Annotated in this window: 20 protein-coding genes and 1 pseudogene; 7 read left to right on the forward strand and 14 right to left on the reverse strand. The window is 73.8% G+C overall.

Translation table 11 applies throughout. The features are described from left to right. Window positions 1-193: 193 nt before the first annotated feature. Window positions 194-1,024 carry an acyl-CoA thioesterase gene (locus J4709_RS45275; RefSeq protein ID WP_208251651.1) on the forward strand — a complete coding sequence of 277 codons (831 nt, stop codon included), beginning with the start codon at window positions 194-196 and terminating at the stop codon, window positions 1,022-1,024. A 60-nt stretch (window positions 1,025-1,084) separates the two neighbouring features. Next, window positions 1,085-1,888, forward strand: coding sequence for an enoyl-CoA hydratase/isomerase family protein (locus J4709_RS45280; RefSeq protein WP_208251652.1), 804 nt, complete (start codon window positions 1,085-1,087; stop codon window positions 1,886-1,888). Between the two features lie 44 nt (window positions 1,889-1,932). Here J4709_RS45280 and nrfD read toward each other — a convergent pair whose 3' ends face one another. The 3 genes from nrfD to J4709_RS45295 form a co-directional block, all read right to left on the reverse strand. After that, window positions 1,933-2,967 carry an NrfD/PsrC family molybdoenzyme membrane anchor subunit gene (nrfD, locus tag J4709_RS45285; RefSeq protein WP_208251653.1) on the reverse strand — a complete coding sequence of 345 codons (1,035 nt, stop codon included), beginning with the start codon at window positions 2,965-2,967 and terminating at the stop codon, window positions 1,933-1,935. After that, window positions 2,964-3,743: a 4Fe-4S dicluster domain-containing protein gene (locus tag J4709_RS45290; protein WP_208251693.1), complete on the reverse strand. Its 780-nt coding sequence runs from the start codon at window positions 3,741-3,743 to the stop codon at window positions 2,964-2,966. Before J4709_RS45290 ends, nrfD begins: the two co-directional genes overlap by 4 nt. 268 nt (window positions 3,744-4,011) lie before the next feature. After that, a complete protein-coding gene (locus J4709_RS45295; protein ID WP_208251657.1) occupies window positions 4,012-4,893 on the reverse strand; it encodes a PaaX family transcriptional regulator in 882 nt (293 codons plus the stop codon). A gap of 117 nt (window positions 4,894-5,010) precedes the next feature. Between J4709_RS45295 and J4709_RS45300 the strand changes: the two genes are divergently transcribed. From J4709_RS45300 to boxB, 4 genes are all read left to right on the forward strand, one after another. Then, a complete protein-coding gene (locus J4709_RS45300) occupies window positions 5,011-6,615 on the forward strand; it encodes a benzoate-CoA ligase family protein (RefSeq protein WP_208251659.1) in 1,605 nt (534 codons plus the stop codon). A 37-nt stretch (window positions 6,616-6,652) separates the two neighbouring features. Further along, the gene (locus tag J4709_RS45305; protein ID WP_307802086.1) at window positions 6,653-6,988 is read left to right on the forward strand and encodes a DUF3592 domain-containing protein; all 336 of its coding nucleotides are present in this window, start codon (window positions 6,653-6,655) and stop codon (window positions 6,986-6,988) included. Window positions 6,989-7,083: 95 nt separating this feature from the next. Further along, window positions 7,084-8,742 carry a 2,3-epoxybenzoyl-CoA dihydrolase gene (gene boxC / locus J4709_RS45310; protein ID WP_208251663.1) on the forward strand — a complete coding sequence of 553 codons (1,659 nt, stop codon included), beginning with the start codon at window positions 7,084-7,086 and terminating at the stop codon, window positions 8,740-8,742. Window positions 8,743-8,744: 2 nt separating this feature from the next. Continuing rightward, window positions 8,745-10,163: a benzoyl-CoA 2,3-epoxidase subunit BoxB gene (gene boxB, locus J4709_RS45315; RefSeq protein WP_208251664.1), complete on the forward strand. Its 1,419-nt coding sequence runs from the start codon at window positions 8,745-8,747 to the stop codon at window positions 10,161-10,163. Between the two features lie 189 nt (window positions 10,164-10,352). On the opposite strand, the gene J4709_RS45320 is transcribed toward boxB, so the two are convergent. From J4709_RS45320 to J4709_RS45350, 7 genes are all read right to left on the reverse strand, one after another. Continuing rightward, a complete protein-coding gene (locus J4709_RS45320; RefSeq protein WP_208251666.1) occupies window positions 10,353-11,549 on the reverse strand; it encodes a cytochrome P450 in 1,197 nt (398 codons plus the stop codon). 11 nt (window positions 11,550-11,560) lie between these two features. Next, window positions 11,561-12,505, reverse strand: a complete 945-nt coding sequence (locus tag J4709_RS45325) for a PDR/VanB family oxidoreductase (RefSeq protein WP_208251668.1) — start codon at window positions 12,503-12,505, stop codon at window positions 11,561-11,563. 99 nt (window positions 12,506-12,604) lie between these two features. After that, a complete protein-coding gene (locus J4709_RS45330; RefSeq protein ID WP_307802084.1) occupies window positions 12,605-13,348 on the reverse strand; it encodes an IclR family transcriptional regulator in 744 nt (247 codons plus the stop codon). 148 nt (window positions 13,349-13,496) lie between these two features. Continuing rightward, window positions 13,497-15,665: a TerD family protein gene (locus tag J4709_RS45335; RefSeq protein ID WP_208251672.1), complete on the reverse strand. Its 2,169-nt coding sequence runs from the start codon at window positions 15,663-15,665 to the stop codon at window positions 13,497-13,499. 65 nt (window positions 15,666-15,730) lie between these two features. Beyond that, window positions 15,731-17,416: a cyclic nucleotide-binding domain-containing protein gene (locus tag J4709_RS45340; protein WP_208251674.1), complete on the reverse strand. Its 1,686-nt coding sequence runs from the start codon at window positions 17,414-17,416 to the stop codon at window positions 15,731-15,733. Beyond that, the gene (locus tag J4709_RS45345) at window positions 17,403-17,798 is read right to left on the reverse strand and encodes a hypothetical protein (RefSeq protein ID WP_208251675.1); all 396 of its coding nucleotides are present in this window, start codon (window positions 17,796-17,798) and stop codon (window positions 17,403-17,405) included. The genes J4709_RS45340 and J4709_RS45345 overlap by 14 nt, the downstream gene beginning before the upstream one ends. A gap of 132 nt (window positions 17,799-17,930) precedes the next feature. Then, window positions 17,931-19,073 carry an acyl-CoA dehydrogenase family protein gene (locus J4709_RS45350; protein WP_208251681.1) on the reverse strand — a complete coding sequence of 381 codons (1,143 nt, stop codon included), beginning with the start codon at window positions 19,071-19,073 and terminating at the stop codon, window positions 17,931-17,933. Between the two features lie 71 nt (window positions 19,074-19,144). Between J4709_RS45350 and J4709_RS45355 the strand changes: the two genes are divergently transcribed. After that, window positions 19,145-19,705, forward strand: coding sequence for a TetR/AcrR family transcriptional regulator (locus tag J4709_RS45355; protein ID WP_208251683.1), 561 nt, complete (start codon window positions 19,145-19,147; stop codon window positions 19,703-19,705). A 24-nt stretch (window positions 19,706-19,729) separates the two neighbouring features. On the opposite strand, the gene J4709_RS45360 is transcribed toward J4709_RS45355, so the two are convergent. From J4709_RS45360 to J4709_RS45375, 4 genes and pseudogenes are all read right to left on the reverse strand, one after another. Then, window positions 19,730-20,320 (reverse strand): GTP-binding protein, encoded by a 591-nt coding sequence (locus J4709_RS45360; protein WP_208251684.1) that lies wholly within the window; start codon window positions 20,318-20,320, stop codon window positions 19,730-19,732. Further along, window positions 20,301-20,690 (reverse strand): DUF742 domain-containing protein, encoded by a 390-nt coding sequence (locus J4709_RS45365; RefSeq protein ID WP_173094685.1) that lies wholly within the window; start codon window positions 20,688-20,690, stop codon window positions 20,301-20,303. Before J4709_RS45365 ends, J4709_RS45360 begins: the two co-directional genes overlap by 20 nt. 7 nt (window positions 20,691-20,697) lie before the next feature. Continuing rightward, entirely contained in the window at window positions 20,698-21,135 is a 438-nt protein-coding gene (locus J4709_RS45370) for a roadblock/LC7 domain-containing protein (RefSeq protein ID WP_173094684.1), read from the reverse strand. Further along, window positions 21,132-21,528 (reverse strand): annotated as a pseudogene (locus J4709_RS45375) (hypothetical protein); the annotation flags it as partial. The gene J4709_RS45370 and the pseudogene J4709_RS45375, both read right to left, overlap by 4 nt.

The raw sequence follows: 21,528 nt of genomic DNA on the forward strand, positions 1-21,528 counted from the left end.
TCCGGTCGCCCCGGACGCCCCACCGAACCCCGGGAGCCTCCAGCCTAACCCGGCGCACGGCGGCCCGGCCGTCCCCACGAAGGCCACGCTGAGGTGGCGGTGCGGCCCGGTTCACCTCGCTCACCTGCGCGGACGCGCGGACACCGGCGCCCGCGCGCCCGGGCCGGGAGAGGCGTCGGATAACGTCTCGACCGTGCGACCCACCATCTCCGAGCAACCCGAACCGCGCCTGGAAGAGCGGCACTCCGTCCTGGAACTCCTGGACCTGGAGGAGCTCGACCGGGACCTGTACCGCGGCGCCCTCGTGTTCGACGACCCGTACCCGCTCTACGGCGGGCAGGTCGCCGCGCAGGCGCTGCGCGCGGCGGGCGGCACCGTCCCGGAGGGCCGGCTGCCGCACTCGCTGCACGGCTACTTCCTGCGCGGCGGCGACGCCGCCCGGCCCACGATCTTCCGCGTCGACCGGGACCGCGACGGCCGCTCGTTCTCGGCGCGGCGCGTGGTCGCCCTGCAGGGCGGCGAGGTCATCTTCAACATGTCGGTGTCGTTCCAGCGGCCCGCCGAGGACGAGGACCGGCAGGTGCACCCCGCCCCGGACGCGCCCGGACCCGAGACGCTGCCCGACGCGGAGATGCCGCGGCTGTTCTCGATGGACAGCCGCGTCCCGCCGCAGCCGTACCCGGCGTCGGACTTCCCGACCCGGATCTGGTCGCGCTGCGTCGAGCCGCTGCCGGACGACGACCTGCTGCACGCGTGCGTGCTGACGTACCTGTCCGACATCTCGACGGGACTGACGGCGCTGCACGACGGGAAGGCCCGGTCCGGGTCCAGCCTCGACCACGCGGTGTGGTTCCACCGGCCGGTCCGGATGGACGACTGGGTGCTGATGGACCTCGTCCCGCTGACCGTCGCGTCGGGGCGCGGCCTGTACTCGGGAACGATCCATTCCCGCGACGGCGTCCTCGTCGCGAGCCTCACCCAGGAGTGCCTGTTCCGTACCCCGCGCGAACGCCCCGCCCCCTGAGCGGCCTACGCTGAGTGCCCCCTGCCGCCGGGTGGGGGCGCGGCAGCCGCAGGAGGAGCGTTGAGCGAGATCGTCGTGACCCGGCCGCGTCCGGGCGTCACCCGTGTCGAGATGAACCGGCCCGAGCGGCTGAACGCGATGACCTCCGGCATGGTCGAGGGGTTGCACGCGGCGCTGGCCGAGGCGGGCGCGGACCCGGAGTGCCGGGTGGTCGTGCTGACCGGTGCGGGCCGCGGTTTCTGCGCGGGCCTGGACCTGGGCGGATACGGCGAGCCCGAGGGGCTGGACGGTGCGGGCGCGGTGCAGCGGGGGCTGGCGAGGCAGCGGCACATCGCGGGGCTGGTGCAGCGGATCCGGCGGCTGCCGCAGCCGGTGGTCGCGGAGGTGAACGGCGCGGCCGCGGGCGGCGGGCTGGCGCTGGTGCTGGCGTCGGACCTGCGGATCGCCTCGACGTCGGCGGTGTTCGCGGTGTCGTTCATGCGCGTCGGGTTCTCGGCCTGCGACATCGGCACGTCGTGGATGCTGCCGCGGCTGGTCGGCGCGGGGCGCGCGCACGAGCTGATGATGACCGCGCGGCGGTTCGACGCCGACGAGGCGCTGCGGATCGGCATGCTCGCCGACGCCGTCGCGCCCGGCGAGCTGTCCGGCCGCGTGGACAAGGCGGTCGACGACCTGCTGTCGATGCCGCCGCTGTCGCTGTCGCTGACCAAGCAGGCGATGTGGCTGTCGCTGGAGATCCCCTCGTTCGACGCGGCCGTCGAGCTGGAGAACCGCCAGCAGGTCCTGACGATGATGACCGCCGACCAGACCGAGGCCATGACCGCGTACGTGGAGAAGCGCGCCCCCGACTACGGCGGCCGCTGACGCGCGGCGCGCCGCCGCCGATGAGAAGGGCGGCGGCGGTGATCTCAGCCGTTGCCGGTCTTCGCCGTGTCCCGGGCGTCCGCGCGTTCGCGCTGCGGCACCACGGTGTACTTGGGGTCCTTCGCCGACTGCATCCCGGCGTGGAAGACGCCGAACCGCGTGCACGCCGAGCCCGCCAGCAGCGCCGCGCCGCTGAGCGCCGCCGCGATCCGGCTGCGGCCGCCGAGCAGCGCGCCGCCCGCCGCGCCCGCGACCGACAGGACCTCCGCCACCCGGATGAGCCTGCCGCCCGTGCCTTCCCGGTAGGGCTCGGCGACCATCCCGAGCCGGCGTTCCATCAGCTTCGCCGCGGCGAGTTCCAGGCCCGCGCCGAACACCGCGGCACTGCGCATCGGCGCCGTCTCGCGGACGGGCGCGGCCAGCAGCGCCATCCCGGACGCGGCGGCCGCGGCCGACCCGACGAACACCAGCGGCAGCTCCCGGTAGCCGTCGTGCCAGGCCGGCACGGCGGTGTCGGAGGCGAGGACGGCGGTGTACGAGGCGACCGCCGGGCCGAGCGCCGCGGCGCCCAGCGTCGCGGCCCTACCCAGCGGCTTGAACAGCCCGGTCACGTCCAGCACGGCGGCGGCGCCCGCGGCGGGGCCGTAGGCCGCGAGCAGCCACGAGCCCATGCTCATCGGCGACGTCGGCTTCATCACCCGCATCATGTTGTAGAAGCGCGCCGGACGTCCGAGGTCGTGGATCAGCGCGGCCGCCGACCCGGCGATGGCGACCAGGGACGAGACCTTCAGCGCCCGGGCCGCCTTGCGCCGCCCCGTCAGGTCCGCGCCCGCCGCCAGCACCGACCCCGCGCCCGCCAGCCCGCCGAGGAAGAAGTACCCCGCGATGTCCGCCGCCTGCCACACCGGTGGGTTCAGCACCGGCTTGCCGTAGTAGGAGGTGAACTCGGCCTTCGGCACCATCGCCCGCTCGCCGCGGCGCCGCCTCCGCTCGCCCTTGCCGGTGCCCTGGCCGATCAGGGCGTCCCGGCCGGGCCGCTTCCCCTCGATCCCGTCCTTGGTGACGTCGGACGTGCTCATCGCCTGCCTCCCAGCCGGCCGTGGACGGTGAACAGCGCGGCGATCCCGCCCGCGAGCGCCGCGGCGGCCACGCCCGCGTGCTTCCACATGGCGGGCAGGTCCCGGGTGGTGACGACCGGGTCCGGCGGCAGCCCGTACACCTCCGGTTCGTCCAGCAGCAGGAAGAACGCTCCGTCGCCGCCCACGCCGTCCTCCGGGTCGTGCCCGTAGAGGCGGGCGTCCTCGACGCCCATCTCGTGCAGCTGGTCGACGCGGACGGCGGCGCGCTCGCGCAGCTCGTCGAGCGGGCCGAACTGGATGGAGTCGGTGGGGCACGCCTTGGCGCAGGCGGGTTCGAGGCCGTCGCCGATCCGGTCGTAGCACAGCGTGCACTTCCAGACGCGGCCGTCCTCCTTGCGCTGGTCGATGACCCCGTACGGGCAGGCGGGCACGCAGTAGCCGCAGCCGTTGCAGATGTCCTCCTGGACGACGACGGTCCCGAACTCGGTGCGGAACAGCGACCCGGTCGGGCAGACGTCGAGGCACGCGGCATGCGTGCAGTGCTTGCAGACGTCCGAGGCCATCAGCCACCGGACGCCGGAGTCGGCGTTGCCGACCGGCTTGTCCTGCTCGATGAACGCGACGTGCCGCCAGGTGTCCGCGCCGAGCCCCTGGGTGTTGTCGTAGGACATCCCGGTGAACTCCAGGCCGTCCTCGGGGACCGCGTTCCACTCCTTGCAGGCGACCTCGCAGGCCTTGCAGCCGATGCACACGGAGGTGTCGGTGAAGAAGCCCATGCGCGGCGGGGCGTCGGCGTACCCGGCGTCCTCGGCGACGTGGGGCTCGGGGCCCGCCAGCAGGTTCCGTCCGACCAGCCCGCTCAATGTGGTCACCTCCAGCAGGTGGACAAGGCGCTGCGTCCCTTCCCGCAGGGACGCCTCCTACACCTGCGCCATGCCCGGCGGAACGGGGCGAGCCGGTGCATTGACGGCCTTTCCGGCGGCTGGATAGCGTCGGGAGATCATCGAGGAGGCCGCGATGGCGCTGGAACCGTCCGGAGCCCGGTCAGCCGGCGTTCATGGCCTTCCAGCGCCGGTCGGCGACCGGCCGCCACGCGCCGTGCCGCTCGTGGAACAGCGCGAACGCCTGCGAGCCGCTCCAGTCGTCCGGCAGCAGCTCGGCCGGCAGCGCCGGGTCGAGGAACGGGAACCGCCGCCATTCCTGGACGAGCCGGGCGTGCGCCGCGAACGTCCCCGGCTCGTCGGCGGGACGCAGCGCGCGGACCGCGTCGAGGAAGTCCTCGTAGGCCAGCTCGATCTCGTCCAGGTTCCAGGCCTGCCGGGCCACGCGGCGCGCCTCGCCGAGGTCGCCGAGGGACCCGACGAACAGCGTCGAGGTGTCGGCGACGCCGATCTCCGCGAGCACCTCGCGCACCTCGGGCTCGCGCTCGGGGTGCGGGCTGACCCACACGCCGGGGGACAGGTTGCCGAGGCCGTTCCAGGACAGCCGGGTCCGCAGCAGGTGCCGCAGCTTGCGGTTGGTCTCCGGGACGGTGGCGAGGACCAGCAGCCACCGGCCGTCCCAGTCGCCGCCGGGCAGGCCGAAGCCGTAGATGCGCTCGGTGCCGTCGGTGAGCAGCCGCTCCCCGGCGGAGGTGAGGCGCCAGGCGGTCCGCCGGCCGTGCCGTTCGCCGGCCAGCCAGCCCTCGGTCGCGCTGCGGGCGAGCGCCTGCCGGACGGCCTTCTCCTCCACGCCGAGCAGCCCGAGCGCCTCCAGGAACGCGGCCGTCCACACCGGCTCGCCCGCGGGCAGGACGAACTCGCCGAGGACGGTCAGCAGGAGCGAGCGTGCGCTCGCCGCACCGAGCTCGCGCCGGCGCCGGAACCTCGGGGCCGCCGCCGGAGCGCCGGTACCCGCGTCCGCGTCCGCGCCGCCGGTCCGGTCCATCGGCTCTCCCTCCGCGTGTGACTGCATCCGGTCGGTCATCATTCCACATAACTATTGACTAGCGTTTTGAGAGTGTAGAACATATTTGCCACGGTTCACGGCGAAGGGGAGTCCCCGATGACCGCTGACGCGGCGACCGGCCAGGCGCGGCCGGACACGTTCAACGCCTCCGATTATCTGCTGCGGGCCGCCCGGGACCCCGACACCGCCGCACGGACCGCGCTCACCGGACCCGGTGGCGACCTGAGCTACGCCGACCTCGACGCCTTTGCCGGGAACATCGCCGCCGGGCTGGAGGCATGGGGGCTGCGGGCCGAGGAGCGCGTCGTGCTCTTCATGGCGGACGGGCCGTCGATGGCGGGCGCGGTCCTCGGCGCGATGCGGCTCGGCGCCGTGCCCGTCCCGGTGTCCACGATGCTGACGGGCGCCGAGCTGGCCGCCCTGCTGAACGACGCGCGCGCCCGCGTCCTGATCGTCAGCGACCGGTTCGCCGGGCCCGCCGAGGAGGCCCTGGCGCTGGCCCCGGGCGTCCGGCGCGTCGCCGTCGAAGGCGACGCGGTGCCGCGGGTGCCGGAGGGCGCCCGGCTGAACCCCTTCGCCGACCTCGTCGCCGAGGGCGCGGCGCGGGGCGGCGAGATCGGCGAACCGTACGCGACGTCCGACGACTCCAGCGCGCTGTGGCTCTACACGTCCGGGACGACCGGCAAGCCCAAGGGCGCGATGCACCGGCACGCCAACATCCGGCACGTCGTGGAGACCTACGGCCGGCAGGTCCTCGGCATCACTCCGGACGACCGCTGCTACTCCGTCGCCAAGCTGTTCTTCGCCTACGGCATCGGCAACTCGATGTTCTTCCCGCTCGCGGTCGGCGCCACGACGATCCTCGATCCGGACCGCCCGACGCCCGTGTCCGTGGCCGAGCGGCTGCGCGAGTACCGGCCCACGCTGTTCTTCGCCGTCCCCACCTTCTACGCGGCGCTGCTCAACGCGGACGTGCCGGCGGAGGCGTTCGCGTCGGTCCGGCTCGCGGTGTCGGCGGGCGAGCCGCTGCCCGCCGAGCTGTGCCGCCGCTTCACCGAGCGGTACGGCGTGGAGATCATCGACGGGATCGGGTCCACCGAGTGCCTGCACATCTTCCTGTCGAACCGCCCCGGCGAGGTGCGGCCCGGCACCACCGGCGTCGCCGTTCCCGGCTACGAGCTGCGGGTCGTCGACTCCGCGGGGGCCGACGTGGCGCCCGGCACGCCGGGTTCGCTGCTGGTGAAGGGCGAGTCGATCGCGACCGGCTACTGGTGCCGGACGGAGACGACCCGGCAGGTGTTCCAGGGCGCCTGGCTGCGCACCGGCGACACCTACGTCGTGGACGAGGACGGCTACTACACCTGCCTCGGCCGCACCGGCGACATGCTCAAGGCCAGCGGCATCTGGGTGTCGCCCGCCGAGGTCGAGGCGCGGCTCCTGGAGCACCCGGCGGTCGCGATGGTCGCGGTCGTCGGCCTGCCGGACGGCGACGGGCTGGACAAGCCGATCGCCTGCGTCGTCCTCGCCGACGGGGTGAAGGCCGAGCCGGAGGAGCTGATCGACTTCTGCCGGGCGGGGCTCGCGGCGTTCAAGCGCCCCCGCGAGGTGCTGATCATGGACGTGCTGCCGACCACGGCCAGCGGCAAGCTGCGCCGCTTCGCCGTCCGCGACCTGGCCGCCGCGCTCCTCGGCCGCGACTGATCCGGGCGTCCCCCGAACCCGGCGGGCCGCGCGGCGCATCGAACGCTGCGGGGCCAGGCGAGGGAGTCGACGTCGGGGCCCGCCGGACCACACGGGGCTCGGCGGATCGGCGCGCTCCACCACGACGTTCACCTACTACCCCGTGCTGGAGTTCCGCACGGCCGACGGACGCGAGATCCGCACGCGGACGGACGTGGGCGGGTGGTTCCCGCGCCGCGAGGGCCGCGAGGTGCCCGTGCTCTACGATCCCGAGGATCCGGAGCAGGTGCGCATCGACGACTTCCGGGGCCGCGGCAACTTCGACGACCTCTTCTTCGCTGTCGGCGGCGCGGCCTTCGCCGTGATCGGGCTGTCGGCGCTCGGGTGGCTCTGACCGCCCGCGCCCCGGCGGTGATGTGCTACAAACTCTTGACGTGATGACCGTGTTCTGTGGAGCATGGGGTCACGGACAGAGCGGAGGAGCACCCCATGCACGTCGAGTTCCGGACCGACCCGGGCCGCTACCGGCACTGGAGGGTCGCGGTCGACGGTCCGGTCGCCACGCTGGCGATGGACGTCGACGAGCAGGGCGGCCTCGTCCCCGGCTACGAGCTGAAGCTCAACTCCTACGACCTCGGCGTGGACATCGAGCTGTACGACGCCGTCCAGCGGCTGCGGTTCGAGCACCCCGCAGTCCGGACGGTCGTGGTGACCAGCGGCAAGGACAAGATCTTCTGCGCCGGGGCGAACATCCGGATGCTGGCCGCGTCCGAGCACGCCTGGAAGGTGAACTTCTGCAAGTTCACCAACGAGACCCGCAACGGCATCGAGGACGCGACCGCGAACTCGGGGCAGACCTACCTCGCCGCGTGCAACGGCACCGCGTCCGGCGGCGGCTACGAGCTGGCGCTCGCCTGCGACCACATCATGCTCGTCGACGACCGGTCGTCCACCGTCTCGCTCCCCGAACTGCCGCTGCTCGGCGTGCTGCCCGGCACCGGCGGGCTGACCCGCGTCACCGACAAGCGGCACGTCCGCCGCGACCGCGCCGACTACTTCGCCACCAAGGCCGAGGGGCTCGGCGGCAAGAAGGCCGTCGCGTGGCGGCTGGTCGACGAGGCCGTCTCCCGCACAGCCTGGGACACGGCCGTCGCGGAACGCGCCGCCGAGCTGGCCGCCCGCTCGAACCGTCCGTCCGGCGCCGCGGGCGTCGCGCTCACCCCGCTCGACAAGACCCGCACCGGCACCGAGATCGCCTACCGGCACGTGACGGCGAAGCTGGACCGCGACACCGCCGCCGTCGAGATCACCGTCAGCGGCCCCGCCGCCGATGCCCCCGAGGACATCGCCGGCGTGCACGCCCAGGGCGCGGACTTCTGGACGCTCGCGATGACCCGCGAGCTGGACGACCTGATCCTCGACCTGCGCACCAACGAGCCGTCCCTCGGCACCTGGATCCTGCGCACCGCCGGCGACCCGCTGAAGGTCCTCGACCACGACCGGCTGCTGCTCGACAACGCCTCCGACTGGCTCGCGAACGAGATCGTCCTCTACCTCAAGCGGACCCTGAAGCGCCTCGACGTCACCAGCCGCAGCCTCATCGCGCTGATCGAGCCCGGCAGCTGCTTCGCCGGCTCCCTCCTGGAGCTCGCGCTCGCCGCCGACCGCTCCTACCAGCTGGAAGGCGTCTTCGAGGACGTCGACCCGGGCGCCGACCCCGCCACCATCGCCGTCGACGCGATGAACCTCGGCCCGCTCCCGATGAGCAACGCCCTCACCCGCCTGCGGACCCGCTTCCTCGGCGACGACGAGGGCCTGGCCGCCGTCCGCGACGCCGCCGCCAAGCCCCTCGACGCCGGCGACGCCGAACGCCTCGGCCTGGTCACCTTCGCGCCCGACGACATCGACTGGGACGAGGAGGTCCGCATCGCCGTCGAGGAGCGCGCCGGATTCTCCCCCGACGCCCTCACCGGCCTGGAGGCCAACTACCGCTTCCCCGGCCCCGAGACCCTGGAGACCAAGATCTTCGGTCGGCTCACCGCCTGGCAGAACTGGATCTTCAACCGGCCGAACGCGTCCGGCCCGGACGGCGCGCTGCGCCGCTACGGCACCGGACGGCGCGCCGACTTCGACCGAAAGCGAGTCTGAGCATGCCCGTCTCCGCGGACTACTCCGAGAAGATCCCGAACAACGTCGACCTGCACGAGGACCGGCGGCTGCAGCGGGCCCTGGAGTCGTGGCAGCCGAACTTCCTGTCCTGGTGGGAGTCGATGGGCCCGACCCTGCCCACCCAGGACGTCTACCTGCGCACAGCCGTCAACGTCGGCCGCGAGGGCTGGGCGCACTTCGGGCACGTCGCCATGAAGGACTACCGCTGGGGCATCTTCCTCGCCGAACGCGACGGCGACCGCCGCATCGGCTTCGGCGCCCACAAGGGCGAGCCCGCCTGGCAGAAGGTCCCCGGCGAGTACCGCGCCGAACTCCAGCGCCTCATCGTCATCCAGGGCGACACCGAACCCGCGTCCGTCGAGCAGCAGCGCAACCTCGGCGCCACCGCCCCCAGCCTCTACGACCTGCGGAACCTGTTCCAGGTGAACGTCGAAGAGGGCCGCCACCTGTGGGCGATGGTCTACCTCCTGCACGCCTTCTTCGGCCGCGAAGGACGCGAGGAGGCCGAGGAGCTGCTGCACCGCAACTCCGGCAGCGAGGAGTCGCCGCGCATCCTCGGCGCCTTCAACGAGGAGACCCCCGACTGGCTCTCCTTCTTCATGTTCACCTACTTCACCGACCGCGACGGCAAGTACCAGCTCGGCACCCTCAAGGAGTCCGGCTTCGACCCGCTGTCGCGGACCTGCGAGTTCATGCTCAAGGAAGAGGCCCACCACATGATGGTGGGCACCACCGGCATCGACCGCGTCGTCGAGCGGACCGTCCAGCTCATGCTCGAACACGACACCGACGACGTCGCCCCCTACGGCGCGATCCCGCTGGACATGGTGCAGAAGTACCTCAACTTCCACTACTCGGTGTCGCTCGACCTGTTCGGCTCCGAGACGTCCAGCAACGTCGCCAACTACTACACCGCCGGGCTCAAGGGCCGCTGGATGGAGGGTCGCCGCAAGGACGACCACCTCCTCACCGACGACGCCATCCTCGTGGACGCCCTCGTCGACGGCGAGATCGGCCAGTCCGAGGTCGCCGCCCTCGTCGGCCTCAACACCGACCTGCGCCGCGAGTACGTCTCCGACTGCCAGAGCGGCGTCAACCGCTGGAACCGCATCCTCGCCGACGCCGGCCTCCCGCAGCGCCTCTACCTCCCCAGCGTCGCGTTCAACCGCAAGGTCGGCGCCTTCTCCGGCATCGAGGCCACCCCGCAGGGCGAGCGCCTCACCGCCGAGGAATGGGACGCCCGCAAGGGCGCCTGGCTGCCGACCGAGGTCGACAAGACCCACGTCCGCTCCCTCATGCGCCCCGTCCACGAGCCCGGCAAGATCGCCTCCTGGATCGCCCCGCCCCGCAACGGCATCAACGGCAAGCCCTTCGACTACGAGTACGTCCGGCTGTGCTGACCCAGGGGGGCGATCCCCTCGATCCCCCGTCACGACGGACGAGCCGTTTCACGCTCCGCTGGCGCTCCGCGTGAAACGGCTCGTCCGTCGTCGGGCAGGCCCGCTGCGCTCGCTGCACTCGCTCCGCGGGCCTGCCCGTGGTGGTGGCTGGGGTCTGATCTTCCGTTTGCGTGCTCAGCCGGGTCTTCGTTAGGCGGGGTGGAGGCGGATCGGGAGGGACTTCCAGGCGCGGAGGGTGTTGTTGTGGTGGCGGACGGGTGTTGCGGCCAGTTCGATGCGGTCTACGCGGCGGGCCAGCGCGGTGAGGAGGGCCTCGGATTCGAGGCGCGCCACGTGCTGGCCGACGCACTGGTGCAGGCCCATGCCGAAGCCGACGTGGCCGGACGGGTCGCGCGACAGATCGAACGCGTCCGGGTCGGTCCAGCGGCGCGGGTCGCGGTTGGCGGCGGCGAGGAACATGAGGATCTTGCGGCCGTCCGGGACGACCGTCCCGCCGATCTCCTGGTCGCCCACGGCCGTCCGGAAGAACGTCTGGACGGGCGACTGCCAGCGGACGGCCTCGTCGAACGCGGTGCGGGCCAGGTGCGGCTCGTCGCGGAGGCGCCGCCACTGCCCGGGGTTGGCCGCGAACGCGTAGAGGACGGCGGCGAGGCCGTGGACGGTCGTGTCGACGCCCGCAGACAGCAGCGACCGGACGATCAGCGGCGCTTGCTCGTGGGTGATGTCGCCGCGGTCGGCGGCGGCCCAGATCTGTGCGCCGAACCCGTCGGACGTGAGCCGGTCCCGTGCGCATTGGGCGTTGACCCAGCCGGACACCTCGGGCATGCGGGGCTGTCCGTTCCGCACGAGGTCGTTCTCGGGGCCGAACGTGTTGAACAGGTGGTCGCCGTAGGGGAGGAGGTTCTCGCGTCCGTCGCGTCCGAGGCCGACCGCGTCGGGGAAGACGCGCAGCGGGAACGCCTCGGCCAGGCGCGGGACGGCGTCGAACTCGGTGTCGGAGAGGACGTCGTCGACGAGCCGTTCGGCGTCGGCGAGCCAGCCGTCGCGTAGGCGGCGCAGCGCGCGTGGGCCGAGCACCTTGGCGAGGACGGCGCGCGGCGCGTCGTGCCGGGGCGGGTCGGCCTCCAGCAGCAGGCTCGGCGGACGCCACGGCTTCTCGTGCCGGAAGTTGCTGAGCCCGACGCCGGCGGCGGACTGGAAGCCCTGCCAGTCCGTCAGTGCGGCGTGCACCTGCTCGTAGCGAGCGAGCGCGAACACGTCGTACCTGGTCAGGTAGGTGACGGGACCGGCCTCCCGCAGCCGCTCGTGCAGCGGGAGCGGGTCTTCGAGGTGCTCGTGCCCGAACGGGTCGGCGTCGATCGCGGGCGGGGCCTGCACGGTGGTCATGGCGTTTCCTTTCACAGGTCCAGGACGAGGCGGTCGCTGCGGGACCGGGACACGCACACGAACATGCAGTCGCCCGCCTCCCGCTCGTCGTCGTCGAGGATCGAGTCGCGATGGTCGGGGACGCCGTCGAGGACGGCGGTCTCGCACGTCCCGCACAGCCCCTGCCGACAGGACGACAGCACGTTCGCCCCGGCGGCACCGGCGGCGTCCAGCACCGACCGGCCCGGCGGGACCGCGACCGTCATCCCGCTGCGCCGCAGCTCCATCTCGAACGGCTCGTCGCGGACGGCACCGTTCTCGCGGGCGACGAACCGCTCGGTGCGCAGCAGCCCGCGCCGCCAGCCGGCGCAGCGCCCCTCGACGGCTTCCAGGAGCGGCGCCGGGCCGCAGCAGTAGACCTTGGTGTCCGGGGCTTCACCGGGCAGCCACGCGGGCAGGTCGAGGAGGCCCTGCTGGTCCTGCGGGACGACGGTGACCTTGGCGCCGTAGGGCTCCAGCTCGTCCAGGAACGCCATCGACGTCCGCGACCGGCCGCCGTAGAGCAGCCGCCAGTCCGCGCCGAGCATCTCCGCCTGCCGCACCATCGGCAGCAGCGGCGTGATCCCGATGCCGCCCGCGATGAACAGGTACCGCTCCGACGGGACGAGCCGGAAGTTGTTGCGCGGCCCGCCGATCCCGACCGCGTCGCCGACCGACAGCTCGTCGTGGACGAACGCCGACCCGCCGCGGCCGGCGGGCTCGTGCAGCACGCCGACCCGGTACATCCGGGCGTCCCAGCGGTCGCCGCAGAGCGAGTACTGCCTGGTCAGGCCGTTCGGGAGGACGAGGTCGACGTGCGCGCCGGGCGCCCAGTCCGGCAGCCGCCCGCCGTCCGGGCGGGCGAGCGCCAGCGTCACGACGCCGTCGGCCGCCCGGTCCTTGGCCACGACGCGGAGTTCGATGGCCGTGCCCGCCATGGGGTCTCCTCAAGGTCTGGGTCCGGCCTCGAGAATCGCCTCCGGCGCACCGCCGCGGCCACGGCCTTCTCATCTGATGAGAGACGAATGTGCGTCCGCTCACAGCATGTCGGCGCCCACGGCCCGCGAGATGCCCCGTGCGGCGGCCTTCAGTGCGGGGATCTGCGCGCGGGCGTTGGCGTCGTTCGGGACGACGACCGACAGGGACGCGATCACCCTGCCGTCCGGTCCCCGGATCGGCACGGCGATGCCGGTCGCGCGCTCGTCGATGTAGCCGGGGCAGAGCGCGGCGCCGCCGCGGCGGACCTCGGCGAGCAGCGCCCGCAGCCGGCGCGGATCCACCACGGTGCTCGGTGTGAACGCGGCGAGGTCCCCGGCGAGCACGTCCTCCTGCAGGCCGGCGGGGGCGTGCGCGAGCAGCACCAGCCCGCTGGACGAGGCGTGCAGCGGCAGCCGACCCGCGATCCGCGTGACGTTGATGACCGCGCTCGGCATCGACAGCCGCTCCACGAAGAGCACCTCGCGGCCGTCGAGCACGCCGAGCTGGGTGTGGTGGCCGATCACCGCGTGCAGGTCCTCCATGAACGGCATCGCGGCCTCGCGCAGCCCGAGCGTCGGCGCCGCCCGGGACGCCAGCTCCCACATCCGCATGCCGACCCGCACGCGGCGCCGCTCGTCGCGCGCCAGCAGCCCGTGCCGCACCAGCTCCTCGACCAGCCGCGACGCCGTCGCGACGTGCAGGCCCGTGCGCCGCGCGATCTCCGACACCGACAGCGACGGATGGTCGGGATCGAACGCGTCGAAGATCCGGACCGCCCTGGTCAGGACGGAATCACGTGCCACATCGCCATTCTGCCCCGGACGCGGAGAACGGGCGCCGCCGGTGGGGCGGCGCCCGTCCTGTGAACGCTGGGGGCGAGGAGAGCGAGAGGGCTGGTTCGGAAAATGAGAAGGAAGCCCCCTCATGGCCTCGCCGCGTTCACGCTAGCAGTCAGGCGGGGATCAGGTCGCGCAGGTTTTCCGGCGTGACGATCCGCGACTCTTCGTGCAGGCCCTCGGGACGCTCGAAGCCAACGAACGTCACCGGTCCGTCCGGGACCCGCCCGCCGTCCCACGGCAGGACCGTCGCACCCCCGGATGTCCACAGCCCGGTCAGGTACCGGACGGTCAGGTACCGGCGGTCGACGACCGCGCGGACGAGTGCGGTCGTGGTGATGCGGTTGCCCTCGACCTGGTTGAACTCGGGGTGCCCCCGCAGGAACAGGTGCAGCCACTTGGCGCGCCACCGGCCGTCCTCGCCGCGCAGGAACGCCAGCGGCAGCGCGACGCCGCCCGTCCCGCGCAGGTCGGACTTCATCCGGACGGTGCGCGGCTCGAACGGCCGTCCCTGCTGCTCGGCGTCGCGGAGCATGAACCCGAAGAACGACTCGGCGACCTGCTCGAACCCCTCGCCGGAGTACACGTTGACCTGCGGGATAACGACCCGCTTGCCGATCCGGCCGAGCCGCAGGTCGATGAACTCGGAGGCGCCGTCCGGCGCTTCGGTGATGTCGCCGGAGTGCCGGCCGCCGGCCTGCGTCAGCGACGTGTAGGACAGCCAGGTCGGGTTCAGGTAGTCGCCGTCCAGCATCAGCGCCGACAGGTCGAAGTCGGTGGTGTAGCGGGCCTGCTTCCAGTAGATGAAGAACCGCAGCAGCTCGCCTTCGACCGGTGTCACCGACCCGCGGGGGAGCACGCCCATCCCCGCCGCCATGGCCTTCCCGCTGATCGGCAGCGCCACGTCGAGGACGTCCGGATCCACGAGCAGGCGCCCGGCCGGCGGCAGGCGGCGCGCGGTCTCGGCGTCCAGCAACGCGACGAGCCGATCCCGCACGTCGGCGTCGAGGGGCGGGCGCTCGTCGGGGACGACGGCGCCGCGGCCGGCCCGGTTGGCGAAGACGCGGGCGCGGCCCTGCTCGTCCGGCCGGTTCAGCAGGTGCTCGCGCAGCGACAGCACGACGCGTCCGGAGACGCCGCCCGTCGCCGCCTCGATCGCGTCCAGGACGGCGTCGCGGTCCGCGGCGGACGCGGTGCGCAGCAGCCGGTCCGCCGACCGGAACAGCATCCCGGGCGCGCCGGACAGCAGGCGGGCCGCGCCGGTGACGTCGTCCCCGGCGAGCAGCGCCTCGAAGCGGCCCATGAGCGTCCGCGCCGTCCTGTCGCCGCGCGCGACGGCGAACACGTCGGCGGCGTGCGGGTAGGCCGGGTGCTCGTGCGGGTGCAGGCGCTCGCCGAGCCGCTTCCAGGGCTCCCGGTACTGGCCGACGTCGCCGAGCTTGGCCGGAGAGTCGCGCACGACCTCGTCCAGGCCGGCGAGCAGCGCGCGCCGCACCGGGCGGCGCGGCGACCGGAACCGGGTCGGCTCGGCCAGCGTGACGTCGCCGTCCGACAGCGCGCACGCCAGCCGCAGCACGTCGGTGACGGTGTCGAGCAGCAGCGGAAGCCCGGCGTCCAGGCGGGCCTTGTTGACGACGGCCCGGTTCTCGCGGACCGGGATCGCGTCCGGCTGCCGGCCGTGGGCGCAGTGCCCGGCGAGGACCTGCAGCGCCTCCAGATCGGCGGCGTTGAGCGGGGTGGTGCTCCCGGCGAGCGCCAGGTACAGGTCCTCGACCTCGCGGTCGAGGGACTCGCCCAGGTGCAGGACGGTGACGCGGTCCTTCGCGCTCGCGATCAGGTCGTCGTGCGCGGCGAGCATCTCCTCGTAGGTGTGCAGGTACCGCCCGTAGGACGGGAAGTCGAGGAGATTCAGCGTGCCCTGCGCCGCGGCGCGCCGGACGTCGTCGGGCGACACCGGGTCGAGCAGCCACTTCTGCATGCACTCGGCCCAGAACTCCACCGTGTCGGGGACCTTGCGCGGGAAGCGGCGGAAGTACACGTTGTGCCGGACGTGGTCGCCGACCATGGTCCGCACGGTGTCCAGGACCCTGATGGCGGTGTCGTGGACCGCTCCCCGGTCCATCCCCGACAGCCACTCCATGAGGTTCCGCGACAGCTTGAACCCGACGGACATCAGCGCGGCGTCGAGCTGCCGCGCGGCGCCGCCGCCCGCGCCCGGCCCGCCCGCCGGGGCCGGGACGCGGAGCGTGCGCGAGATGACGAGGCTTTCGAAGGTGCCGTCCACGCCGTCATGCTCGCAGGGCGTTTCGCGGCGCCGCACCCCATTTCTTCCCGCCGTTCCCGGACGCGTCAGGTCCCCATCGCCGGGGCCGGATAGAGCCGCAGCCACGCGGTGCCGGGCCCCGCGTCCTTCGGCTCCGGGACGTCGACGGGCTCGAAGCCCGGGACGTCGGGTGCGGCCAGCTGGTGCACGAGCGGCGAGACGATCAGCCCGAGGACGGCGGCGCCGGAGCCCAGCCGCCGCCGCAGGACGTCGGCGTCCAGCAGCCGGCCCGCGCGGGCCAGGACCGCGCCGGTGACCCCGCCGGGGGCGGCGAGCACGGGGCCCGTGTCGACCGCGACCCGCACCTGGAAGCGCCGCCCTTCGGCCGCCGCCCCGTAGTGCCGGGCGAGGCGTTCGGCGAGCGCTCCGGCCAGCGGGCCCGCCGGCGCGCTCACCGGGATGCCGGGCGGGACGACCAGCAGCACCCCGTCGCCGCGGTCCTCGTGATGGCAGGCGGCCCACGGCACCCCGGCGGCGGCGAACGACTCCTCCAGCGACCGGTACAGCACCTTCCGGATCGCGGCCCGGTCGGAGTCGGACCGGGCGGGGGAGTCGAAGCCCACCACGTCGGTGACGACGACCGCGCAGTTCTGGCCGGTGAGGAAGGGCGCGCCGGGCCGGGCGTCCGGGGGCGGCGCGGCGTCGGTGAGCAGCTCCAGCCGGGCCGGGTTCAGCACGTCGATCGTGCCGGACCGGGAGCGGACGAGCCCCTCGTCGCGCCACTGGGTGAGGACGCTGTCCACGGTCGCCGGCGACGACGACGTCCACCCGGCGAGCTGCCCGCCGGTCACCGGGAGCGTGCGGCCCCGCGCCCGCGACAGCGTGGTGAACAGCGCGGCGAGCCGCCGCTCGGTGTCGGCCAGCTCGGTGCCGGCCACGCGGGCCGCCTCGTCGACGGCGCGGTCGTGCGCCTGCTTCTCCAGGACGGACTGCACGCCCGGATGGTCCTCGACGATGCGCCGGAAGTCCGCCGCCGCGACGACGAGGGCCTTCACGGTGCCGAGCGCGATGACGGTGGCCGACCAGGCGTCGCCGTCGAGCAGCGCCCGCTCGCCGATGAGGTCGCCGGGGCCGCGGACGGCGACGATCAGCTCCTCGCCGGCCCGGTCGACGCGCACCTTCGTCCAGCCGGACCGGATGACGACGACGTAGTCGGCGGGATGCCCCTGCCGCAGGATCGGCGTGCGCGGCCCGAAGGAGCGCAGCCGGGCGGCGTCCCGGAGGGCGCGCCGCTCGGCGGAGTCGAGGGCGTGCCAGAAGCTCTCCCTGTCCTCGGCCTCCGGCTGGGCGAGCGGCGCGCTCCGCCGCTGCGCCCGGGCCGGGGCGGTCCGGGCGCGCGCGAACTCCAGCAGCGGCGCGGCGAACAGCGCCAGCACGGCGAAGGTGAGCGCGGCGACCACCGCCGCGGCGCGCGTCCCGGTCTCGGCGGCCGCCCATGCCGTGCACGCCGCGCCGAGGGCGGCGAACACCACGAGGCCCCACGCGAGGGAGCGGCCGAGGACGGGGGCCCCGCCCGCGGGACCGGGCCACGGCCCGGCCTGGGCGAACGCGGGCGAGGCGTCGGAGAACGCCTCCAGCAGCCGCCGGGCCCTGCCGTCGTCGGCGGGCGCCGTGGTGCCGGGGGCCGCGGTGCCGGTACCGGGGCGGGGGTGGGCGGACGCGTCGGAGAACGCCTCGAGCAGCCGGCGCCACGCGCGATCAGGACTCGGCATTTCTTCCCCCACTCGATCCGGCCCGGTGGGGCTCGCCGCCCGCACGGTGCCCGTCGTCCTCGTCCTCATCCTCGTCCTTGGCGTCCGGACCGGGCGGCAGGGACAGCAGCGCGTGCCGGCCGAGCTTCGCCAGGACGGCCGGGGCGCCCACGCCGAGCGCGAACGCCATCCACGGCTCGGTGATCATGTCGCTCGCCGCCGCCGCGGACGTGACCATCCCGGCGAGCATGGCGTGCAGGGCGCAGGCGAGCAGGAAGTACCCGCCGCCCGGCCCGCCGGGGAACCGCAGCGGCGGCCCCTTGACGCGCCGGTTCGCCTCAAGGAAGACCAGCGTGCGGTTCGCCACCGCTCCCATGAGTCCCCACAGGACGAACTGCCACATGCTCCGACGCTAGGCGCCCGCGCGCGGACGGACTGTGACGCGTCGTACAGAACGGCGCGCGAATCCGGGAATCCGCGGGCGGGCGCAGGAGCGGGCGCGGACTGAGGGCAGCGGGCGGGCGCGGGCCGGGGGTCAGCGGGCGAGGTGGCGGGAGATGACCAGGCGCTGGATCTGGTTGGTGCCCTCGAAGATCTGCATGACCTTGGCCTCGCGCATGAAGCGCTCCACCGGGAAGTCGCGGGTGTAGCCGGCGCCGCCGAGGACCTGGACGGCGTCGGTCGTCACCTTCATCGCGTTGTCGGTGGCGACCAGCTTGGCGATCGACGCCTCCCGGCCGTAGGGGCGGCCGGCGTCCTTCAGCCGGGCCGCCGCCAGGTAGGTGGCGCGGGCCGACTCGATCGCGGCGGCCATGTCGGCGAGGACGAACGCCAGCCCCTGGTGGTCGATGATCGCCTTGCCGAACGCCTCGCGCTCCTTGGCGTAGGCGACGGCGTGGTCGAGGGCGCCCTGGGCGAGGCCGGTGGCGACGGCGGCGATGCCGAGGCGGCCCGCGTCCAGGCCGGCGAGCGCGATCGCCAGGCCCTGGCCCTCGGCGCCGATCAGGTTGCCGGCCGGGATCCGCGCGTCCACGAGCCGGACGGTCGCGGTGGTGGAGCCCATCAGGCCCATCTTGTCCTCGGGCTGGTCGAACTCCAGACCGGGGGTGTCCGCCGGGACGTGGAAGCAGGAGATGCCGCGCGATCCCTCGTCGGAGGTGCGGGCCATGACGGTGTAGAAGTCGGCCTTGCCGCCGTGGGTCGTCCACGCCTTGGCGCCGTTGAGGACGTAGGAGTCGCCGTCCCTGACGGCCTTGGCGCGCATCGCGGCGGGGTCGGAACCGGCGTGCGCCTCCGACAGGCAGTACGCGCCGAGCCGCTCGCCCGACAGCATGTCCGGCAGCCAGCGAGCGCGCTGCTCGTCGGAGCCGAAGGCGAACAGCGGGAAGCAGGACAGCGCGTGCACGCTGACACCGACGCCGACGCTGGCCCACACCGCGCCGATCTCCTCCAGCACCTGCAGGTAGATCTCGTAGGGCTGGCCGCCGCCGCCGAACTCCTCGGGGTAGGGGAGCGTGAGCAGGCCCGCGCGGCCGAGTGTGGCGAACACCTCGCGGGGGAACGCCCCGGCGCGCTCGGCGTCCGCGACGCGGGGCGCCAGCTCCTTGGCCGCGATCTCGCGGGTGAGCGCGAGCAGGTCCTCGGACTCGGACGTGGGCAGGTGCCGGGTGGCGGGCATGCGCGACTCCTTTCGCCACCTGCACGGTACCAGAATGAGTACCCGGGAACCCTTTTTGGTACTGTCGCGGGATGACGGAGACCCGGGCCGCGCGGCGGCGCGCGGACCTGGTCGAGCGGCTCATCGCGGTGTTCCTCGACCGGGGGTTCGCCGAGCTGAGCGTCGCCGAGCTGGCGGCCGTCCTGCGCTGCTCCAAGAGCACCCTGTACGCCGTCGCCGCCAGCCGCGAGCAGATCATCGTCACCGTGGTGCGCGCGTTCTTCCGCCGCGCCACCGAGCGCGTCGAGGCGGTCGTGGACGCGAGCGCCGGGCCGCGCGAGCGCGTCGGCGCCTACCTGCGCGCCATCTCCGCCGAGCTCGCCCCCGCCTCGCCCGCCTTCTTCGCCGACCTCGACGCGTTCCCGCCCGCCCGCGAGATCTACAAGCGCAACACGCTGATCGCGGCGCGACGCGTGCAGGAGTTCGTCCGCGAGGCCGCCCCCGGCGCGGACGCCGCGTTCGTCGGCGCCGTCGCCGGCCAGGTGATGGAGTCGATCCACCGCGGCGAGATCAAGGCGCAGACCGGCCTGGACGACTCCGCCGCCTACGCCGCGCTCGCCTCCCTCATCGTCGCCGGGACGACCTCGCCCTGACCCGCCGGGAGCCGTCCCGGGCCGTCAGGCCGTCGCCGACTGCAGCGCGTGCTCGACCAGCCGGATCAGGACGTTCTTGGCCGAGTCGTAGTGCCGCACGTCGCACAGCACGACCGGGACGTCCGGGTCCAGGTCCAGGGCGTCGGCGATCTCCTCCGGGGTGTAGCGGCGCGCGCCGTCGAAGACGTTCGCGGCGACGACGAACGGGATCCCCCGGTTCTCGAAGAAGTCGATGGAGGCGAAGCTCGTCGGCAGCCGCCGGGTGTCCACCAGCACGATCGCGCCGACGGAGCCGTAGGCGATCTGGTCCCACATGAACCAGAACCGCTCCTGCCCGGGCGTGCCGAACAGGTACAGCCGGACGCCGCCGGTGAAGGTGAGCCGGCCGAAGTCCATCGCCACGGTCGTGGTCGTCTTGCGCTCGACGCCGCCGAGGTCGTCCACCCCGACGGACGCGTCGGTGAGGACCTCCTCGGTGCGCAGCGGGCGGATCTCGCTGACCGCGCCGACCAGGGTCGTCTTGCCGACGCCGAATCCCCCGGCCACCAGGATCTTCAGCGTGTGCGCGGGGAGGTCCTCGGCGGGCGCGGTCGGGTCATAGGCGGCGGAGTTCATCGAGCACTCTCATCAGGATCTTCGGGTCGGGACGCCCGGTGCTGCTCGGCCCGGACGGCCCGGCCTGCGGAAGTTCTTCGACAAGGCCGTAGTGGTGCAGGTCCTCCAGCAGGATCTGCACGACCCGCAGCGGCAGGTCGGTGTCGGAGGCCAGGTCGGCGGGGGTGGACGGGCGGCGGCACAGCTCCAGCAGCCGCCGCTGCTCGCGCGACAGCCACACCCGCTCGCCGGGGGTGCGGCCCGTCGCGACGAGCAGGGTGACCAGGTCGACGGCCAGGCCGCGGGGACGGGTGCGGCCGCGGGTCACCGCGTACGGCCGCACGATCGGGCCGGCGTCCGCGCCGACCCAGCGCTCTCTCGGGGTCTCCACGGCCGGCTCAGCCCGGGGCGCCGGCCTGCGAGGGGTCGGCCGCGTCCTGCGCCCGCGGCGCCGTGCCGAGCTGGCGCCGCACCCGTTTGATCAGCATGGTCGTCTCGTAGGCGACCAGCCCGGCGTTGCCGCCCGCGTCGCTCAGCACCGCCAGGCAGCTGCCGCTGCCGGCCGGCATCACGAAGAACAGCAGCCCGTCCAGCTCGACGACCGTCTGCCGGACCTGCTTGGCCTGGAAGTGCTCGCGGGCGCCGTTGGCCAGGCTGTGGAAGCCCGACGACAGCGCCGCGAGGAACTCGGCGTCCTTGCGGGTGACCCCGCCGGAGGCGCCCATCACCAGGCCGTCCCGCGACAGCAGCACGGCCTGGTGCACCTCCCCGACCCGCTCGACGAGATCGTCCAGCAGCCAGTCCAGCTCTCCGGTGGCGTGGCCCTGCTGCGTCATCCCTGCCCCCATTCATCGCGTGGATCGCGATCGTCCGGATCGTCGTCCCTGCCCCGAAGCCATCCCGACTGTAGCGATGACATCAGGTCCCGGCTGACCTCCGGGCTCGGCTCGTCGTACTCCTCGGCCGGCCCGTCGCCCCACGTCGCCCCGGGGTCGCCGGGGTCGGCGGGACCGGGTGCGGGCCGCGCGCGCAGCTGCGGCGCCATGTTGCGCTGCCGCACCCGGCGGGGGAGCCGGCCCGTCACCTCGCTCGACTCGGCGGGCGCCGCGCCCGCCCCTTCACCGGACGGCCCCGCCGGACCGGCGGGCGGCATCGGCGGCAGCGGCGCGTCCTGCCCGGGCGTTCCCGCGAACGGCTCGGCGGACGGCCCGCCCGGCGCCGCGTACGCC

The sequence above is a fragment of the Actinomadura violacea genome (assembly GCF_017573465.1).
Classification (GTDB): Bacteria; Actinomycetota; Actinomycetes; order Streptosporangiales; family Streptosporangiaceae; genus Spirillospora; species Spirillospora violacea.

Excerpts from the sequence above, each read along its gene's own strand:
- nrfD (WP_208251653.1), bottom strand. The coding sequence starts at position 2,967 with ATGAGCACGTCCGACGTCACCAAGGACGGGATCGAGGGGAAGCGGCCC.
- J4709_RS45290 (WP_208251693.1), bottom strand. The coding sequence starts at position 3,743 with ATGGGCTTCTTCACCGACACCTCCGTGTGCATCGGCTGCAAGGCCTGC.
- J4709_RS45295 (WP_208251657.1), bottom strand. The coding sequence starts at position 4,893 with ATGGACCGGACCGGCGGCGCGGACGCGGACGCGGGTACCGGCGCTCCG.
- J4709_RS45300 (WP_208251659.1), top strand. The coding sequence starts at position 5,011 with ATGACCGCTGACGCGGCGACCGGCCAGGCGCGGCCGGACACGTTCAAC.
- boxC (WP_208251663.1), top strand. The coding sequence starts at position 7,084 with ATGCACGTCGAGTTCCGGACCGACCCGGGCCGCTACCGGCACTGGAGG.
- boxB (WP_208251664.1), top strand. The coding sequence starts at position 8,745 with ATGCCCGTCTCCGCGGACTACTCCGAGAAGATCCCGAACAACGTCGAC.
- J4709_RS45320 (WP_208251666.1), bottom strand. The coding sequence starts at position 11,549 with ATGACCACCGTGCAGGCCCCGCCCGCGATCGACGCCGACCCGTTCGGG.
- J4709_RS45325 (WP_208251668.1), bottom strand. The coding sequence starts at position 12,505 with ATGGCGGGCACGGCCATCGAACTCCGCGTCGTGGCCAAGGACCGGGCG.
- J4709_RS45340 (WP_208251674.1), bottom strand. The coding sequence starts at position 17,416 with ATGCCGAGTCCTGATCGCGCGTGGCGCCGGCTGCTCGAGGCGTTCTCC.
- J4709_RS45345 (WP_208251675.1), bottom strand. The coding sequence starts at position 17,798 with ATGTGGCAGTTCGTCCTGTGGGGACTCATGGGAGCGGTGGCGAACCGC.
- J4709_RS45350 (WP_208251681.1), bottom strand. The coding sequence starts at position 19,073 with ATGCCCGCCACCCGGCACCTGCCCACGTCCGAGTCCGAGGACCTGCTC.
- J4709_RS45355 (WP_208251683.1), top strand. The coding sequence starts at position 19,145 with ATGACGGAGACCCGGGCCGCGCGGCGGCGCGCGGACCTGGTCGAGCGG.
- J4709_RS45360 (WP_208251684.1), bottom strand. The coding sequence starts at position 20,320 with ATGAACTCCGCCGCCTATGACCCGACCGCGCCCGCCGAGGACCTCCCC.
- J4709_RS45370 (WP_173094684.1), bottom strand. The coding sequence starts at position 21,135 with ATGACGCAGCAGGGCCACGCCACCGGAGAGCTGGACTGGCTGCTGGAC.